This is a genomic window from Maribacter dokdonensis DSW-8, from assembly GCF_001447995.1.
Taxonomy (GTDB): domain Bacteria; phylum Bacteroidota; class Bacteroidia; order Flavobacteriales; family Flavobacteriaceae; genus Maribacter; species Maribacter dokdonensis.
In genome coordinates, this window is record NZ_LDPE01000003.1 from 44,718 (window position 1) to 64,236 (window position 19,519).

A 19,519-nucleotide genomic window follows, 5' to 3' on the forward strand; every position below is an offset into this window, starting at 1 on the left:
GTTTATTCTTCAAAAAAGAATTCATGTAATTCAATTAAACTACTTCTTTTAATTTGAACGAGGTCTCTCGTATCTTTTAAGAAAATACCTAAAGATCTTTCATTATAAATGAATTTCATATCATTAGAATAGTCTGTAACAACGTACATATCACCGGAAAGTTGATAAAATGGTATGGTCATTTTGTTTTTAATTTTGACACCTTTATTAACAATACGTCCTTCTTGTAAAGTAGAAGCCACATTATAGTCACTTGATTCTCCAGATGCTACCTTAACGTAAGAAACCATCATATTAACCCATTCTGCTTCATCGATTAAAAACCATTTTATTTTATTGAAATCAATACCATATTCATTAATCCACCCGTGACTAGTAAAACCTAACAGTACTTGCTTTTTGCCATCTAAAACCGGCTTGTCCGCAGGTTCAAATTCTTGAATTTTAAAGGTGATGACAGAAGCAGATGACATGTCTTTTAACTTTTTACCATCAAAATCTATAGTCTTTAATGAAAAACTGGTTATGTTGGGGTTGTTTGCCAATAACCATTCCGTGGCAGTTAGTTCAGCACGTTCTTTCATTTGTTCCACTGCTGCTACACCTGCTCCTATTGCAGCAAGAGCACCCACTGCTCCTGCGACAACGGCACCATTGTCTTGAGCATAGTTTTTGGTAGGAATTAGAATTGAAAGAATAAATAATAGGGTAATTAGTTTACGCATAATGTTTTGTTGAGTGGTTGATTTATAAATAGGCCATACCTACCAAATCGGTCAGTTCCCCCGAAATACCTCTTCAGCAGGATGGCCATAGCAATATGTATTTTAATTCTGGTTAGTGTGCCTATTGCTAAGCAAGAACAAACCTAACACCATTATAACTAACAGTATTACGGTTTTCCGTAAGGCAACGGTTTATTTTTAGATTAGCCCTAAATCTTTTACGATGGCCACAAGGTGAATGGCATTATTGGCGTTGAATTGTATTCGCAATTTGTTCAATCTTTTTTCAATTGAACTTAGGCTAGCAGGTGAAATATTCTCTTTTTTATAGAGTGCGCTGATCTCATCTTGAGATAAGCCTTTACTAAGGTTGTCTAAAAGTGAAATATCGTAGTCATCAATTTCCAGTTCGTTCTCGGCACTAAATACATTTGAAACTTCTGGGGATAAGAACTTTCCATCTTTAGCAACTTCACAAATAGCTTGGGTCAAATTTTTAAGTCCGGTTCTGCTTTTGCAAACATATGCATCTATATCATGCTGGTTAAAGAGAGTGCGCACAGCTTGCAAGCGATCTTCAACAGAATATACAATGACTTTTAGAGAAGGGAAATCTGACTTTAGTTTAGCCACTAAAGCCTGCCCTGATGGGTAAGTCTGTGACCTGTGGTCCACCTTAAATGATAGGTCCGATATTACAAGATCAAACGGGACCGAATCCAAATCCGCCCTTTTTACTTTTAAATAGGCATCATCGCAATATTGAACTTGATCTATTTGTGAAACACCCAATTCGGTCAGTAATGAAAATACACCTTTGTTGATGTCTTCCATATCCTCCGCAATTAAAACTTTTTTGAACATGCATTAAATTATTATTGATGCCTTAAAGCCATCACCTTGCTTGGATTCAAAATTAATAGTTCCATTTATAGAAGTGATACGGGATTCCGTATGTTGAAGGCCATTTTTCTTAAAAAGATCACATCCAACGCCATTATCACGATAATTAATATGAATTTTTTTTCCTTCTTTTTCAAAAACTAGGGTTACAAAAGTTGCGTGGCTATGTTTGCGCATATTGGTCATGAGCTCTTGCAATACCCTATAGATAGCTGTTTTTTTCATTTCAGAAATACCGTCCCAAGGCATTTTAGAAAGGTTACGGGTTATGATATTGACTTTGCTATTTTTATATCCTAGCAATAAATCGTTTAATTGTTTGCCAAAATCTTTTCTAAGGTCAATTGCACTATTTTCTCTAGAAATATCTCGTGTTTTGGTGTAGATTTTTTCCATTTCATCTAAAATAGTAGTGTCAATTTCTGAATTGTTCTCAAGAGATGTCATCACTTTATACATGTCATTGGCAACTTCATCATGCACTTTTTTAGCAATTCTGGTTTCGGTTTTATAGATTTCTTCGATTTTAGCCTTTCTGTATCGGTTTCTGTAGATAAAATAAGAACCAACGAGAATTAGAAAAATAATAAAGGCAAGGGCTTGGTAAGCCAACCGCTTACGTGATTCTATTTCTTGTAATAGTATACTGGCTTGAGTTTTCTTTTGTTCTTCGGCTACATTATATTTTAGAAATGCATTTTTGTTCTCTGCTATTTGCTTGGCATTGGCTATGCTGTCGGTCAGTTTTTTATATTCATGAATAAGAGGATTCTTATCCATATTCATAAGTAATGATATGGATTCTAGTTTAAAAGAACTACTGTTGATCTTGTCTGAAAGGGATAGCGCTTTCTCTGCATAGAATAATGCTTTTGTAGTGTCTTTTCTATCCAAGTAATACTCTGATAAATGAGTGTTGCTCGCGTGCTGACCAATAAGGTCATTATTTTTTTGACGAAGTGTTAAAGCATTTTTTAAATTATCCAATCCCTCTGGAATGTGAAGTTTAGACTGTACAAGACCTAAATTATCGGTTACCAAGGTGGTTTGATAATCATTGGCAAAATCAAAACGTTTTTCAAATAGAAACGAATAAATGTCCAATGCGTTTTTATAGTCCAAAAGATCTTTGTAGATATTGGCCTTATTGTTCAAGATGATAACACTATCGCTTAGTTTATTGGCAATTTGTAATGCGTTGTCAAAAGTTCTAATGGCTTCGGTTGCGTTGTTCGATGCTCTATAAATACGCCCTAATTGGTTGTAAAGACCTACCCTAGAGTTGATCAAAGTATCTTTGGTCTGCATTGACTCAATAAGATTAAGGGCTTCAACAATATGATTTTCACTACTGAAATTATTACCAATTTTAAATTCAGCTATAGAAAGCAGCCTAAGGTCATAAATTGCATTTAAGGTATCTTTTGACTCTATATCCCGCTCTTTTTTCTTGGTAAAATAGTGAACGCCAGAGGGCAGGTCTTGAGGTTGAGAAGGGTTTAGAATTGCTTTTCTGTAATGTAGTGAACTATCTTTTGAAACTTGTGCTAAGGAGTGATTGGGTATTAGAAATATAAATAAAGCAAGGAATATAAATTGAGGGATGATTATGCTTAATTTGTTGTTCATACCTCTAAAATATAAACTAATTAGCTATTAATAATATTGAATTTTTTCTAAGATGGTAACTGTCTAAAATAGTTATAGTTACTTAAAACTAAATGTTGGGTTGTTAATTATTTATTGGCTGAAAATTTTATCTATCTTGAATTTTGTCCAAATAAAAAGGGCACAAAATCTGGCGTATTGCCATGATTTTAATGCCCTTTTCCAACTAACAACTTAAATATGCACTTTTAAAAGACTTTCCCGATAACAAGAATGTTTCAGGTACTGTCTCTATACTTTATGATCTTAATTTCTTGATAGTAGCCAAGGTTTCTTTTACCAAAGCTTCTAAACCTGCGTAATCTTTATTGTTTAAGATATCTTTGCTGATCAATTGTGATCCCATACCAACACAGGTAACGCCTGCATCAAACCAACCTTTTAGGTTGCCTTCATCTGTACTTACGCCACCGGTAGGCATAATGCTGGTCCATGGTTGAGGTCCTTTAATACCTTTTACAAAACCAGGGCCATATAGAGAACCAGGGAATAATTTTACGATCTCACAGCCCATTTCTTCGGCTTTGTTGATTTCGGTCAATGAACCGCAACCAGGAGACCATAACACTTTTCTACGGTTACAAACTATAGCAATATCTTCTCTTAAAGATGGAGTTACAATAAAATTTGCGCCTATAGACATGTAGTATGATGCTGCAGCTGCATCGGTTATAGAACCTACACCCATAATCATACCGGGTAAGTTCTTAATAGCGTATTTGTTTAATTCGGAAAATACTTCAAAAGCGAAATCGCCACGAGCGGTAAATTCCATTAAACGTGCACCACCATCATAACAAGCTTGTAAAACCTTTTTACCTAACTCAATGTCTGGGTGGTAGAACAAAGGTACCATACCAGATTCCTTCATTACATTTGCTACTTCTATTCTTGAATATTGTGCCATTTGAATTTTTTATTTCTCGGTTAAAATTTTGTTGAAATCGTAGTCTGAAGGATGGTCCACATATTTTTTTGCATCTTCATAATCATCTTCACCTACATAGAATAAATTTTGGAAGCATAGTTCCGCCAACTCAGAATTGATATTGACCAAACGAGGAGCTATTTTGCCATTTTCATCTTGAATGTCAGATAGGAATAACGGTGTAATTTCTCCTCTGGAATTTGCAGTGACCATACAGCCACTTTTACCTTCATCAAATAATTTTTTTACGCCCAGACCTAATACCGTACATAAGGTTAGGTCAAAGCCTATAGGTCTACAACAGCGTAATTCGTAACCCAGTTCTACGGGTCTACTTTTAATATCTATACCTAGTTCTTTTAATTTCTTTTGAACGAGCATGTTGAAAATATGCGCCTTACTAACATTACCTAATTCTGGGTGCCCGTGGTCATCATAGGTGAAATTTATATCACACTTTTTTAATTCTGAATCTGGCATGTTATGAAACACTCCCTCGCTGATCAAGGCAACTCCGTAATGAATGTTCTCAATTTTACGTTTGATCATTGATGAAATGACCATGCGTACTACTTTATCAAAGGTTATAGCCGTACGATCAAACATTTCTGGTATGATCATCATTGGAAAATGGCAGCTTGCCGCAATACCAAATGCCAAATGACCGGCTGATCTTCCCATGGTAGACATAACAAACCAGTTTTGGCTGGTACGCGCATCTTCATAAGTTGTATTACCTATGCGTACACCTTCATCTTTAGCAGAATGAAAACCAAATGTTGGGTTTCTGTCAGGTAATGGTAAATCGTTATCAATAGTCTTAGGTACGTGAATATTGGCTATTGAGATACCTTCTTTTTCTAGATAACCTGTAATTCTATTGGCAGTAGAGGCGGTGTCGTCACCACCTATACTTACCAACAGTTTCACATTATTATCAATAAACAGGTTAGTGTTTAGTTTTTCGTTTTTAGGTTTAAAACGACTCATTATCAAAGTGGAGCCACCTCTACTAAAAATCCGATCCGCATGGAAGAAATCAAACTCCTTGATTTGCGGATTTTCATCGAAAATTCCTTTAAAACCTTCATGTAAACCTAAAACACGATAATTGTCTTTTAAAAATGCCTTTGCCACAGTACTGATCACGGTATTTATACCAGGAGCAGGACCGCCACCGCAGAGGATTAAAATTGACTTTTGAGACATATTTTTGGTTTTAGAGGATAAAGGATAATGTTTTTATTATCTAGCAACTCTACCAGAAGCATCACCACCCATTAGTTTCTCAACTTCAGAAACTGTAACTAGGTTGGCATCACCTTTGATCGTATGTTTTAAACAAGATGCCGCAACTGCAAAATCAAGTGCATTTTGGTCATCTTCTGGGTATTTTAATAATCCGTAGATCAAACCACCCATGAAAGAATCTCCACCACCAACACGGTCAACGATGTCGGTAATTTGATATTGACGGGTTTCGTACATTTTATTTCCATCCCAAAGAACACCGGCCCAAGTGTTATGCGATGCAGAAATAGAACCTCTTAAAGTGGTAATCACTTTTTTAGCTTTAGGGAATTTCTTCATCATTTGCTTACATACAGATAAGAAAGCTTCAGCCTTAACATCAGCACCATCTTTATGTACATCTAAACCTTCTGGGTGAATACCAAAGTGCTTTTCGGCATCTTCTTCGTTCCCTAATATAATATCGCAATATTCGGTTAATCCGGCCATTATTTTTTCTCTGTGAGCATCGTCACAATATGTCCAAAGTTTGGCTCTATAATTTAAATCCGTAGAAATGGTGATTCCTTTTGCACTTGCAGCTTTAACAGCTTCTAAGCAAACATCTGCAGCACCTTGGGAAATTGCAGGTGTAATACCTGTCCAGTGGAACCATTCTACATCTTCGAATACGGCATCCCAATCGATCATTCCAGATTCTATTTCTGAAATTGCGGAATGAGCTCTATCATAAACTACTTTACTACCTCTTGATACCGCACCGGTTTCTAAGAAATAGATACCTAAACGATCACCACCGTATACTATTTTATCTACACCAACGCCTCTTTTGCGCATTTCCATCATGGCACACTCACCAATGTCATTTTTTGGTAAACGTGTTACGAAATCTACAGGAACACCATAATTAGCTAATGAAACAGCTACGTTAGATTCCCCTCCACCATATACTACATCAAAATTATTGGCTTGTGAAAACCTTAAAAATCCTTGTGGTGCTAAACGAAGCATGATTTCACCGAATGTTACTACTTTTTTCATGTTGACTATTAAGTTTAATATGTACTAAATTATCATTTGTTTAATCGATTAACCACTTGAGCTAAAAAATAACCAAAACAGACAATTTTTGTTTACTTTAATTAAAGTCTTACTTTTGGTTAATCGATTAAACAAATATATATAAAGTAATTGAATAAAAAAAGAACAACTTTAAAAGACATTGCCAATGTTTTGAATATTTCTACGGCAGCGGTTTCCAAGGCTTTAAATGACGATACCCGTATTAGTGTTAAGACAAAGAAGGCGGTAAAGCAAGTTGCTAAGGAATTAAATTACCAACCAAATCATTTGGCAAGTGCCTTACGAAAAGGTAAAAGTAATTTGGTAGGGGTAATTGTACCAAGAACAAATAGTAACTTCTTTTCATCGGTAGTTGAAAATATGGAAGGTGTTCTTAATAAAGCCGGATACAATATAATTATTACCCAATCTAACGAATCATTCGAAAAGGAGTGTAAGAATATCGATGCACTTTTATATACCCAAGTTGATGGAATAATTGCTTCAATGGCGAATGAAACGGTAGATCTTTCTTATTATGAGAAAATAAAATCTAATGGAATTCCTTTAATATTGTTTGATAGGGGAGAGAATGACTTAAATGTGGATTACGTTGGTATAGACGATTATCAAAGTAGCCATATGATCGTAGATCATTTAGTGGGGCAAGGTTGTAAGCGCATAGCACATATTGGAGGATATAGAAGAACTAGAATTTTTAACAATAGAATACGTGGGTATGTTGATGCTATTAAAAAACATCATCTGCCACCAGATGAAGAATTACTTATAGAAAGTGGTTTGACCTTAGAGGACGGCAGGTTGCAAATTGAAAATTTATTATCTCTTAAAAACAGGCCCGACGCGGTTTACGTAGCAAGTGATTATGCCGCATTGGGTGCTTTACAGGTTCTTAAGGAAAAAGGTATTAGGGTGCCCCAAGATATTAAGTTGGTAGGGTTTGGAAATGAACCGTTTACTTCTTTGGTGACTCCTACCATTACAAGTATTAGTCAGCATAGTGCGCAAATAGGAAGGCTTGCTGCCGAAACCTTTTTAGGTTACGTTGAAAAGGAGGTTGTTGAACAAAAACTGAATAAATTAATATTGAATTCAGAACTGATCATTAGGGAATCATCAAAATAAAAGGCGTCAATGTAAATACAATGACGCCTTATTATTATAAACAGAGGTTTTATTAAATTCCTAAAGCTTGACCACCACCGATCTGTACAGTTTCGGCAGTAATGAAAGCTGCATCTTTGCTAGCTAAGAAAGAAACAACACCAGCTACATCTTCTGGCTGACCTAATCTACCTAACATAATGTTATTTGCCCAAGAAGCAAAAACTTCTGGTTTCGTAGCTTTAATTTGAGCATGGAAAGGAGTGTCAATAGTACCTGGTGATACCGCATTTGCTCTAATGCCATATTCAGCTAAATCTTTTGCCAAAGCTCTGGTCAAAGCATGAACTCCTGCTTTAGACGTACCATAGATACCAGCACCTGGTCCACCAGCTGTCCAACCTGCATTAGAGGTATAATTGATAATAGATGGGTGCTCACCTTTTTTAAGGTAAGGTATTGCAGCTCTAGAAGCAAAGAAAGCTGAATCTAAGTTCAAGGCCATAACACCTCTATAGAATTCAGTAGTCATTTCTTCAAAACGAGATCTACCACCTAGACCACCAGCGTTGTTTACCAATGTATCTATTTTACCATATTTTTCACCGATTGCTTTAATGTTTTTTGCCACCGCTTCTTCATTGGTAACATCAAATCCTAAGTACTCGGCAGTAATACCTTCTGCAGTAAGTTCTTTAATTCTTTCGGCACCAGCTTCGTCATCTATTCCATTTAAGATAACGGTGTAACCATCTTGTCCTAATCTTTTAGCAACTGCAAATCCGATTCCTCCAGTTGCTCCTGTAATTACTGCTACTTTTCCTTCTGTACTCATGCTGTTTTATATTTATTACTATTTTATTTTACTTTAAATTTTTACTTACATATTTTTTAACGGGTTCTATTTTTCTTATTAAAAATAGAACGGATAGGACTCCCAAAACAACTGCTATACAAATTGCAATAAATGCCGGAGTATAAGAATTTGCGGTAATTTTACCAACAAACCAATTCATTATCATCGGGGATACTGCAGCAACTGTGCCTGCCATACCTGCCAATGTACCAACAGATGGTCCACTGAATAAATCACTTGATAAGGTTTGTATATTTCCTATTGCAAATTGGAAACCGAAAAGAGCTAGACCTGCCAGGTATATAAAAGTCATAAAGTTGTCTTGTTTTACGAACATTATGATACCTACAAATCCTATAAGGATTAAAATTGCACCTAGAACTATGGTAGCTTTTCTGGAAATATCCACTGAATATTTTTTCATTAAATTACCACATACCATACCACCAGCAATACTTCCAATTGCCGCCATTAAGTATGATATCCACATAGTATTGGCGATTTCTTCAATACTTAATCCAAATTTATTATTTAAATAAATTGGCATCCAAGCAGCAAAGAACCACCATATTGGCTCTATAAAAAATCTACATAATAAAATACCCCAAGACTCTTTATAGCTTAGTATGGCACTTACGCTCAAACTCTTTCTTTTAGACCCTGTGTCTTCCTCTTCAATTCTATCCGATAAAATTAATTTCCTTTCCTTATCGGTTACCCAAGGGTGTTTTTCAGGTGTGGATTTGTTTAAGAATAACCAAGGAATCACCCATAAAAGACCAATTGCACCTAATATTATATAGGTAGTTTTCCAGCCAAATTGGGCGTAAAGAAATACTATAATGAAGGGCGCTATGACATTTCCAATGGAAGCACCGGCATTAAATATACCTTGAGCTATTGCTCTTTCTTTTACTGGAAACCATTCACCATTACTTTTTACAGCACCTGGCCAGTTACCGGCTTCTCCCAAGCCTAATGCCCCTCTAAATATTGAAAGCGAAACTATACCACCTGCAAAGGCATGAAGTACTGACGCTACAGACCAAACAATAATAGAAACGGTAAAGCCAAGTCTGGTGCCTATTTCATCATATAATTTGCCCGATGCAAATTTTCCAATTGCATAAGCGGCAAGAAAGATATTGAACATGAAAGCATAATCTGCTTTGTCCATACCTAAGTCTTTACCCATCTCTGGCCAAAGTAGTGCAAATGCAGTTCTATCTATATAGTTAATAACCGTTGCAATAAAAATGAGCACAATTATCCACCATCTTAAACCCTTAACTTTCATAATTCTTTATTTATTGGTTATTGCTTACCGATGAGAATAAGTGGACGTTTTATGCTGGTATATAAAAATCCTTGTATTATCATTCAGCTGGTTAATTAGGATAAATTAAATCATCCGTTTAAATATTGTAACAATACTTGTATAGCTCATTAAAATGATCTTTCATCATTTGTTTCGCTAATTGAGTATCTTGTTCTTTAATAGCGTCAAAAATGTTTTGATGCTCTTTAATTCGTTTTGGACCTTGGTCTTTATCACAAACATGATATTTCTCAAAGTTGTTGATGATCTCTGGCGTAATAATCAACATCATTCTATTTATAGTACTATTTCCACAAGCTTGGGCAATAGCTAAATGAAAAAGTAAATCTTCTTGCACGGCCTCTTCATTATTCAAGACTTTCTCTTTATAAGATTCTAAAGCCGCTTCCATTTTAGCCAAATCTTCTTCGGTTCTTCTTTTTGCTGCTAGTCTTACTGTTTTAAGTTCTAGTAATATTCTAGTTTCTACCAATGATTTAAAATCTGGATCCTCTAGAGCAAGGATATCTTTCATCATCCCTTTCATGGCAACTGGTCCTATATCTGCAACAAAGGTTCCACTTTGTGGTTTAGATTTTAATATGCCATAGAACTCAAGTTTTTGAATAGCTTCTCTAATATTATTTCTACTTACTTCAAATTTCTCTGATAGCATGCGCTCAGAAGGCAATTTGTCACCTGGCTCAAGGTTCTTGTTCAATATGAGATCCCTTATTTTAGCAATAATGGTATTGTGAAGTTCCTTATGTTCATTTCTTGTTAAGATTTCCAACTTCATAGTTCACATTTTTTAAGTTACGGAAAAAATTGGTTAACCAGATTGGTTTGTCAAATTTAAAAAAATAACTGTATAAACAAATTTTTCGCCGGTCTAATGTTCAGAACTTCTTTTGTTGTAAGGGAAAAGATGGGCTGGCTATCTCAAAAAGCCAGCCATCTTTTAAAAAACCAACTCAAACAACTTCTTTAATATGATCTATATTTTAATACCCTGGGTTTTGTGTTAGGTTAGGGTTTCTTTCCAATTCATCTTCAGGTAATGGAAGTAAATAATCATCTTCAGAGAAAAAGGGCTTTTCACCTTCTAATCCAGATGCTCCAAATACTTCATTTCCGATTCTTCTTCTAGCGATATCGTACCATCTAATGCCTTCAAAAGCAAATTCAAGTCTTCTTTCTTCTAAAACGTCATCAACTGTAACGGTACCTGTAAGATCTGCAGGTTCATCACTAGGCTCTACCACTACGGTAACACCTGCACCAGTTTGGGTTTCTCCGCCCATTCTTGCTCTTGCTCTCACTTGGTTGATATAATTCAACGCCGTTGCATTGTCTCCTAATTCTACTGCCGCTTCTGCTGCAATTAATAATACTTCGGCATAACGAATCATAGAATAGTTATGGCTAGTTGCTCTAGCGTTCGCACGGGCAAATGGTCCAGGGAAACGAGTGTATTTTGCAATGTAAGGGTTGTTTTTTGCGAATTCATGACCACTAATGTCAAATTGAGTGTAGTCAACAACAGTACCTCCAATAGATACTTCGTCATCCATACTAACCGCTCTTCTGTAATCTGCAGCATCCCATGTAGTATATACTTCTAAAGTTGGTACGGCTACAGACCATCCTCCTCCTAGGTTTCTATCGTCGCCTCTAATACCGGTCATAGGGGCTGTTTGATCATAAGCATTATCGTCTGCTTCAAAATTGTTATAATCCAATGCAAAAATTGGTTCGAGAGATGCGTCTATAGCATCAGCATTAAACAGATTTTGAAAATTAGGCTCTAATGCTAAATTATAAGTACCTGCATTGTCTATAACCTCTTGAGCTTCATTGTAAGCATTCTGCCATTGTTCCAATGTAAGATAAACTAAGGCTAAATACGAACTAGCTGCCGCTTTTGAAGGTGTTGCTCTTGATGTAACCGTTGCTGGTAACCATGTTTTTGCGTACTCTAAATCTGAAATAATATTTTCATATACTTCCGCAGCTGGTGTTCTACTGATTGATGTAGCAGCGTCAAAATCAGTAACAGGAGCATCAATATAAGGAACATCTCCAAAAAGGCGTACTAAGTGAAAATAGTAGAATGCTCTTGCAAAATAAGCTTGTGCAGTTATCGGGTTTTTTATGGAATCATCAACATCTACATCTTCAGCACCTGCAATTGCAGCATTTGCAGCGGCAATACCTTGGTAAGTTCTTGGCCAAAATTCACTGATCATACCGTTACTTGCAAGAGTTGTGAATTCATTCATTTCAACTCTTCTTGTTTCATTAGAGGCAAGACTAACCATGTCTGAACGTAACATTAACGCAATAGACAATTTTCTTCCCCAGAACTTCTCGTTTATAGCATGTGTTAACGAACCATCTACTGCCGTTTGTATATTCGCAGGAGTTTCAAAGAAACCTTCTGCTGATAATATACCTACAGGCTCTTCTTCTAGATCTGAACAGCCCATTATTGATAAACCTACCAATAATAGTAATAATTTAAATATTTTCATTTTTCTTATTTTAAATTAATTCGTTATTAAAACTTTAAATTAAGGCTCATTGTAACAGTTTTTACTGTTGGGTAGTTACCAAAGTCAAAACCTTGAGCAGTGTTAGCGGAAGTATTATTGTTACCACCAGAACCGTAGTAACTAACTTCTGGATCTAAACCAGAATAATCTGTAAAGGTCAATAGATTTTGTCCACTTAAAGATACTCTTAGGTTATCAAGACCTAACTTTTCTGAAACTTCAGAAGGAACTGTATAACCTAAAGAAATATTCTTAAGTCTTACATAACTACCGTCTTCCACAAAACGAGAAGAAATTTCTCTGTTACTGTTATTACCAACACGCGGAGTGTTTGTATCTGTATTGGTTGGTGTCCAAGCGCTATTGTAATATGCTCTTTTAGTATTTGCATCACCATTTGTTAACTGAACATTGGTCAAGTTAAAGATGTCACCACCTTGAGAACCTTGGAAGAAAATGCTTAAATCTAAGTTTCTGTATGTAAAATTGTTAGTGAAACCCCATGTGAAATCAGGGTTAGGGTTACCTATCGTTGTTCTATCTGCTTCTGTAATGTCACCACTTCCATCTACATCAACAAATAATGGATCACCTGCTACACCACCAGATAAAGTTTGTGTGCCGTCTGGTGCTGTACCGCCTTGGTATACGCCAGCATATTCATAACCCCAGAAAAGACCTACTTCTTCGCCAACTCTTAAGATATAACTTCTATCATGGCTAAAATAACTTGGTGTTGCATCAAAAAACAAATCAGCATCGTTAACTAAGCTAACTACTTCATTTTTATTGAAGGCAATGTTAAAGTCAGTTGTCCATCTAAAGTCTTCTTTAAGAATATTTTTTGTGCTTAAAGCAATTTCAAGTCCTCTGTTGTTAATTTCCCCAACATTAGCTAGAATATCATCACCTGAGAACCCTAAGTATTCGGTGATACTATTATCCGTTAATATCAAATCTTTAGTATCAATGTTATAGTAATCCAATGACATGGATATTCTATTGTTGACTAAACCTAAATCAATACCAAAGTTTGTTTGATACGAAGATTCCCATTTCAAATTAGGATTTTCTGGTTGTTCCGGTGTTACGGCACTAACAGTTTGTCCGTTACTTGAAGCATAAAGAGTTTCTAGTCTTGATAAAGATTCGTAAGCCCCAATTGATGGGTTACCGGTTACACCGTAACTAGCTCTAAATTTCAAATTGGAAATAGCCTTACTATCTTTAAGGAAATTCTCATTGGAAACTTTCCATCCTAAAGCTGCAGAAGGGAAAAGAGCATACTTTTCATTAGCAGAGAAGTTAGATGCACCATCTCTTCTTAGCGTTGCAGTCAATAAGTATTTATCATCATAATCATAGTTGAATCTACCAAATTGAGATTGGATTTCTACTTCTGATATTGAAGAATCTGGTTGTAATATATTGGTTGCAGAACCTAGGCCATAGTAAGAAAAACCATCGGAGATGAAACCGGTTGCTTCAGAGAAAAAGTTTTCTGAAACCGTTTTTTGGTAAGAGTAACCTCCTAATAAAGTTAAATTACTTTTTCCAAATTCTTTGTTGTAAGTCAAATAGTTTTCACTTAAAACACTTGTTTCTCTATCAGTATTTACAATTGCTCTTCCACTTTCACCACCTGCTGTTTGGGTTAGTAATGAAGGTAAGTATATACCTCTAGTCTGGTTCTCTGTACTTAAACCAAAAGTACTTTTAAAGCTAAGACCATCTATAATTTCATAGTTAGCATAAAGGTTAGCTCTAAAATTATCAGTTTTTGTTTCATCTATTCTCTCTGTTGCTACAGCAAAAGGGTTGTCCACAGGGTCACCTACGGTATTACCAAATGTGTACGTTCCATCTGCGTTATATACAGGCTGGTCTGGCGCATATCTTAAAGCTAATGTAATCACATCATCTCCACCGGCAGAAACTGAACCGTCTGATTGAGTAGCGGAACCATTTTTAATTCCTCTACTTCCAAAAAGGTTCATACCTAATTTTAATTTATCCGTTACTTGAGCATCAACGTTAGATAAGAATGTTAATCTTTCAAAATCAGAACCTATAATAATACCTTCTTGCTTAAAATAGTTGGCAGAAGCGTAGAAGTTAATTTTCTCGCTACCACCTGAAAATGAAACTTGGTTATTAGATGTACTACCCGATCTATAGATCAAATCTTGCCAATCTGTATCAGCTGGTCCTTGAGTATAAGGAGTGGCTACACCATTGTTAGTTCTAATTTGATTTTGATAATCGGCAAATTCACTGGCGTTCAATAAATCTAATCTGTTAGAGATATTTTGAATGGCATAAGTAGTGTTGGCTTCAATTGATAATTTTCCGCTTCTACCTTTTTTAGTAGTTACCAGTATAACACCATTAGAACCTCTTGATCCATAAATGGCGGTAGCAGATGCATCTTTTAAAACTTCCATTGACTGAATGTCATTTGCTTGTGGCATAGAAGCGCCAACAAAACCATCTACAACAACAAGTGGAGAACTACTTGCATTAATAGAGGTGTTACCTCTAATTTTAATACTGATAGGAGCACCTGGCTCACCACCATTGTTAGACTGTACAACAACACCAGCTGCACGACCTTGCAATGCTTGTTCTGCATTCAGTACAGGGTAAGCGTTTAATTCTTCTGATTTTACAGATGAAACAGAACCTGTAATATCACTTTTTTTCTGAGATCCATAACCTACAACAACAACTTCTTCAAGTTGACTTGCATCTTCAGCTAGTACAACGTCTAACGTTTGCTGGCCGTTTATAGTAACAGATTTTTTAGCGTATCCAATGTAAGAAAACTCTAAAACATCGCCGTTTTTAACGGTAATGGAATAGTTACCATCAAAATCTGTAGAAGTACCGGTTGTTGTATTTTGAATAACAACATTGGCACCGGGCACAGGCATATTTGTTTCGTCGGTAACCGTACCGGTCAGGTTGTACCCATCTTGTGCGAATAATGAAATGTTGACTAACAACATCATTATCAATGCTAATTTCGTTTTTAAATTCATTTTTGTCTTGTTATGTTAATTTAAGTTCGACTTGTTTTAAGCCTGATTAAGTCATTTAATCACTGTTTGACCTAGATTGATCTTTAATTCTTCTTGCTTATAGCATACAGTGGTAAATCATTACATAGTTCTAATGTGGAACTAAGGGGTAATCACGTTGTTAATCTTAATTTTTGTCATTTAATTAATTGAAGTTTAAGTTCGAATTTAAGTTGAGTAATGATGAAAATTTTGGTTTTCCAAACTGGTTATCCAATTTGGTTTACCAAATATATGTTATTTAATCGTTAAAAAAAGAGAAATTTACATTTTAACATCTTAGGGGTGACTTAATTTTTCTAAATCTGCTGTAAACCCTATGTAATATTGAGGATTTGGTATTTAATTAACAAATGCCAACATTTTTGAGATAATGAATTTTGAATCCATTAATGCTAGTTTTTTATCTAAAATCTGTATTTTAATTCTTAAATTTGAACGGTTTTCTACACTGAAATTTCAATTGTTTTTACTTTTTAATAATAATCCTTGAATTCAAAATATTTGATTTTCATAGGTCTTTTTGATTTTTCTAAACACATATTAAAACATGAATATGAATACTGATTTTCAGCAATATGCTTATATACCGCTAAAACAATTTTCAAACAGGGTTTGGAGAACATATGAAGGTGGCGCCTTAATCGATAAATGGAAAAAAGATTCTCCAGAGGTTGATGGGAGCATGCCAGAGGAGTGGATAATGTCAACTGTGACGGCTAGGGGCAAGGGTAGACCTGATAATGAAGGTCTGTCTATGGTCCAAACACCTTCTGGAACTTATTCTTTAAAGGAATTGGTAGCGTCTAACAAAGAACTTTATTTAGGTAAGGCTTTGGCAGATAAATTTGGCACTACCGGTGTGCTGATAAAAATGTTGGACTCAAAAGAGCGATTAACCATACAGGTACACCCGGATAAAGACTATGCTAAAACCATGTTAGATTCCGCTTTTGGAAAAACAGAATCTTGGTATGTATTGAACAAACGTGAAATAAATGGCGAAAAGAGTGTCATTTACATGGGGTTTAAAGAAGGAGTGACCCGAGAACAGTGGGAAATCTTATTTAAAAATCAAGATATTGAAGGTATGCTAGACTGCCTTCATAAAATAGAGGTGAACCCTGGTGATGCTTATATGATTTATGGCGGAGTGCCACATGCCATTGGTAGTGGGTGTTTTTTAATGGAAGTACAAGAGCCTACGGATTATACTATGAGAGTAGAAAAAGTGACTCCCGCGGGATTAACAATTTCCGATGAGTTAATACACCAAGGTGTTGGTGAGCAAAATATGCTAGACTGTTTTCATTATGATGGTTGCTCTTATGAAGAGGCGTTGAAAAGGTGGAAAGTATCTCCAAAGACAATAGACTCATCTGATAAACATACCCTGAATACAATATTTAATGAAAGCCATACAGATTGCTTTGGTTTAAGTGAATTGGATTTAACTGTAAATAGTGAACATTCCTTAAAAGCTAATGGTAGTTTTTTTGTTGCTGTTATTTATTACGGTGAGGGTACGATCATTAGTGGAGGTAAGGAGTATAGTTTTGCTCAAGGCGATGAAATATTTTTTTCGGCAGCAATAGAGGAGGTCGTTTTTAAATCAAAAATAGCATCAAAAATATTACTTTGCTATCCGCCTAAATAGTTGATATTTTCCAAATAAGTAATTGTAGAGCCGCTTGAACTTTAAGTACTTTTAATAAAGAATTTTTAGTTTTTGTTGTTCTTCAACCTTAATTCCTCCAGATTTAATAAAAGTATTGTTTGTATAGTGGTTATTCTTTTCTCCCCATAATAATGCTGCATAATCAACAGGGTTTTCTTTAAAAGTATTATTAGCTAACAAGACGTTGATAATTCCTTTTGTTTTGAGAAGAATACTACTTTTTTCAAGCTTTCCGCAGGCAGTAAAATTGCTGTTGGTAACGGTTAAATGACCGCCAATAGTTGATTCATCATATCCGTCCCTAAAGAAATCAATAACGTTTTTATCGATATTAAGAAAGGTACAATGGTCAATTAATACCATTTCCGCATTATAATCTCCTTTTAAATCTGCGGCTAGAACAATGCCATTAGAGCAATTTTTAAACAGGGTGTTTTTAAGTGTGATGTTGTTTGCAAATGAGCCTTTGTACGCTTTTATGATAAATGCAAAATTCTCTATCTTACTATTGTCTACATCCACGGAATAGGCAGATGACATGTGATCTTTTAAAGGAGAAAAAGCAATTATATGGTCTAGGCCTTTTATATGAAGGTCCTTTAACTTAAGATGTCCTTTCGGCATTATTTTAAAGGCAACACTATCGGTAGCACCTGAAAATAGTAGTTGTGCTTTATTTGTAGAATCTTTAGAACGTAGTGTGATGTCTTTATCTATAGATAATGGTTTTTCAATATGGTAAGCCGTATCTGTTAATTCAATTATATCTCCAGACTGGGCTTGCTCAATTTTACGGGCTAAATCTCCTTTAGTGGCTGTTGCTTTAATGATTTTAGGTTCATGTGTAACATTTTTTGGGGAGAACCAATCTGGTCCGTATTTGTTTTTGTCATTTACAAATTCTTCAGCAGGGGATAACTGGTTAATGGCACCTATTCTATTTTTATCTTTTCTACGAGATCCAAAAAGATCGGTTTCAATGAGCGGTACATCATTTACAATATATGTGTCGCTTAAAATAGGATCGTTAGTATCTGCAGGTATATAAAGCCATTCGTTGACCTTTTTCATCGTAAGGATACCGTTCTTTAATACATTAAATTCAGAATACGTTTCACCATTATTGTCAATAACGTTGTTATGGAATTTAATCCCATTCATTTCGCTATGGTTAATTACAGGTGAATTATCAATTCTTGTATTATAAATAAGATTATTGGTTACAATAGTCCTAATTGGTGGTGCGGATCTAATTTCACTGGCAGGCAATACACTGGCACTTTCTATATTTTCTCCAATTCCTATTTGCCAAGGTGATTTGCAGTCTATCCAAGTGTTATTGGCTATGACTACATCAGATACTTGTAGGTAACGGTTCAAAGGTGTCATGGGAATACCGTTCATAATAGCAAGTGGAGACCTGAATTCTTGCCCTTTAATTTTATAGAAGTAATTATTGGTAATAGAATGTCCGGAGTTCACTACCCTTATACCACCATAAAAATCAGAATCGTCGCCCCCAATAAAAATGTTTCCGTTTACTTTGGCATAATTACTATGTCTTAGTACTAAAGACCCCTCAGATTTGTAAAAAATATTTCTATTGAAAATATTAAAATTGGTTTTATCGGAGATGATTTCCACCTCCCCATTACAAGCTTCAAAATAGTTGTGGGATACATTCACATAACCAGGGGCAAAACGGGTTTTGCTATCGCCAATGCGTATGGTTTCCGCTCTTGGTCCACCCTTTCTAGGGCGCGGTCCAAAATAATTATGTGTAATTTGATGGTGGTTGTTTATATGCTGGTTTCCTGTAAAGAAAACCCGTAAAGTCTCTCCGTCATTAGATTTTCCGGAGACAAAGTTGTGGTCAAAACTGTTGTGCTTGCCATAAAATTCTATCCACCTATCATTAGTGTATCTATTGGGTTGGTTAAAATCTTTTATAACGGTATTGGTTACTCGGCAGTAATTGGCAACACTGTCTTCATTGATCATAAACCGTATGATAGAACTATTAGGTGAGTAACCATTTCTAAAATAGAGTCCGCTAACGTGTAAATGTTCACCTCCCAAATGTAGGTATGAATTGCCTTCTAGAAATACTTTGCCCGGTGTTTCTGCACTCATTGAGATAGGCTTGTCTTTGGTGCCGTAGCCGTAGAAGGTAATTCCGGTATTTTTCCAAATTCCATTAGAAAGTATAATGTTATCTCCTGGTTTGGACTGCTCGATAGCGTTCTTTAGTTCCGTGGCATTTTCAACATAAATGCCGTTATTTCCGATATTCTTTTTACATGATGCCAGAAGGGATAACATGGTTAATACCAGAGATATGTATTTCATAAGATTAAATATTCAATTGTA

At 35.5% G+C, this 19,519-nt stretch carries 14 protein-coding genes; 2 read left to right on the plus strand and 12 right to left on the minus strand.

Annotation, left to right across the window (positions count from 1 at the left end):
- Window positions 1-2: 2 nt before the first annotated feature.
- From I600_RS13980 to I600_RS14005, 6 genes are all read right to left on the minus strand, one after another.
- Window positions 3-725, minus strand: a complete 723-nt coding sequence (locus I600_RS13980) for a hypothetical protein (RefSeq protein ID WP_058105182.1) — start codon at window positions 723-725, stop codon at window positions 3-5.
- A 198-nt stretch (window positions 726-923) separates the two neighbouring features.
- Window positions 924-1,589: a response regulator gene (locus I600_RS13985; RefSeq protein WP_058105183.1), complete on the minus strand. Its 666-nt coding sequence runs from the start codon at window positions 1,587-1,589 to the stop codon at window positions 924-926.
- Between the two features lie 3 nt (window positions 1,590-1,592).
- Entirely contained in the window at window positions 1,593-3,257 is a 1,665-nt protein-coding gene (locus I600_RS13990) for a tetratricopeptide repeat-containing sensor histidine kinase (protein ID WP_058105184.1), read from the minus strand.
- A 277-nt stretch (window positions 3,258-3,534) separates the two neighbouring features.
- A complete protein-coding gene (locus tag I600_RS13995) occupies window positions 3,535-4,203 on the minus strand; it encodes a bifunctional 4-hydroxy-2-oxoglutarate aldolase/2-dehydro-3-deoxy-phosphogluconate aldolase (RefSeq protein ID WP_058105185.1) in 669 nt (222 codons plus the stop codon).
- A gap of 9 nt (window positions 4,204-4,212) precedes the next feature.
- Complete coding sequence (locus I600_RS14000) at window positions 4,213-5,433, minus strand: 6-phosphofructokinase (protein ID WP_058105186.1); 1,221 nt, start codon at window positions 5,431-5,433, stop codon at window positions 4,213-4,215.
- Between the two features lie 36 nt (window positions 5,434-5,469).
- Window positions 5,470-6,516 carry a sugar kinase gene (locus I600_RS14005; RefSeq protein ID WP_058105187.1) on the minus strand — a complete coding sequence of 349 codons (1,047 nt, stop codon included), beginning with the start codon at window positions 6,514-6,516 and terminating at the stop codon, window positions 5,470-5,472.
- A gap of 150 nt (window positions 6,517-6,666) precedes the next feature.
- Here I600_RS14005 and I600_RS14010 point away from each other — a divergent pair, with 150 nt between their 5' ends.
- Entirely contained in the window at window positions 6,667-7,683 is a 1,017-nt protein-coding gene (locus I600_RS14010; RefSeq protein WP_058105188.1) for a LacI family DNA-binding transcriptional regulator, read from the plus strand.
- Between the two features lie 52 nt (window positions 7,684-7,735).
- Here I600_RS14010 and I600_RS14015 read toward each other — a convergent pair whose 3' ends face one another.
- The 5 genes from I600_RS14015 to I600_RS14035 all read right to left on the minus strand — a co-directional run bounded on the left by I600_RS14015 (window position 7,736) and on the right by I600_RS14035 (window position 15,432).
- A complete protein-coding gene (locus I600_RS14015; RefSeq protein ID WP_058105189.1) occupies window positions 7,736-8,497 on the minus strand; it encodes an SDR family NAD(P)-dependent oxidoreductase in 762 nt (253 codons plus the stop codon).
- Between the two features lie 28 nt (window positions 8,498-8,525).
- Window positions 8,526-9,815, minus strand: coding sequence for an MFS transporter (locus tag I600_RS14020; protein WP_058105190.1), 1,290 nt, complete (start codon window positions 9,813-9,815; stop codon window positions 8,526-8,528).
- A 118-nt stretch (window positions 9,816-9,933) separates the two neighbouring features.
- Window positions 9,934-10,635, minus strand: a complete 702-nt coding sequence (locus I600_RS14025) for a FadR/GntR family transcriptional regulator (RefSeq protein WP_058105191.1) — start codon at window positions 10,633-10,635, stop codon at window positions 9,934-9,936.
- A 205-nt stretch (window positions 10,636-10,840) separates the two neighbouring features.
- A complete protein-coding gene (locus I600_RS14030; protein ID WP_058105192.1) occupies window positions 10,841-12,370 on the minus strand; it encodes a RagB/SusD family nutrient uptake outer membrane protein in 1,530 nt (509 codons plus the stop codon).
- Window positions 12,371-12,396: 26 nt separating this feature from the next.
- Window positions 12,397-15,432, minus strand: coding sequence for a SusC/RagA family TonB-linked outer membrane protein (locus I600_RS14035; RefSeq protein WP_058105193.1), 3,036 nt, complete (start codon window positions 15,430-15,432; stop codon window positions 12,397-12,399).
- Window positions 15,433-16,027: 595 nt separating this feature from the next.
- Here I600_RS14035 and I600_RS14040 point away from each other — a divergent pair.
- A complete protein-coding gene (locus I600_RS14040; protein ID WP_167342569.1) occupies window positions 16,028-17,128 on the plus strand; it encodes a type I phosphomannose isomerase catalytic subunit in 1,101 nt (366 codons plus the stop codon).
- A gap of 51 nt (window positions 17,129-17,179) precedes the next feature.
- Here I600_RS14040 and I600_RS14045 read toward each other — a convergent pair whose 3' ends face one another.
- Entirely contained in the window at window positions 17,180-19,498 is a 2,319-nt protein-coding gene (locus tag I600_RS14045; protein ID WP_058105195.1) for a chondroitinase-B domain-containing protein, read from the minus strand.
- Window positions 19,499-19,519: the final 21 nt, after the last annotated feature.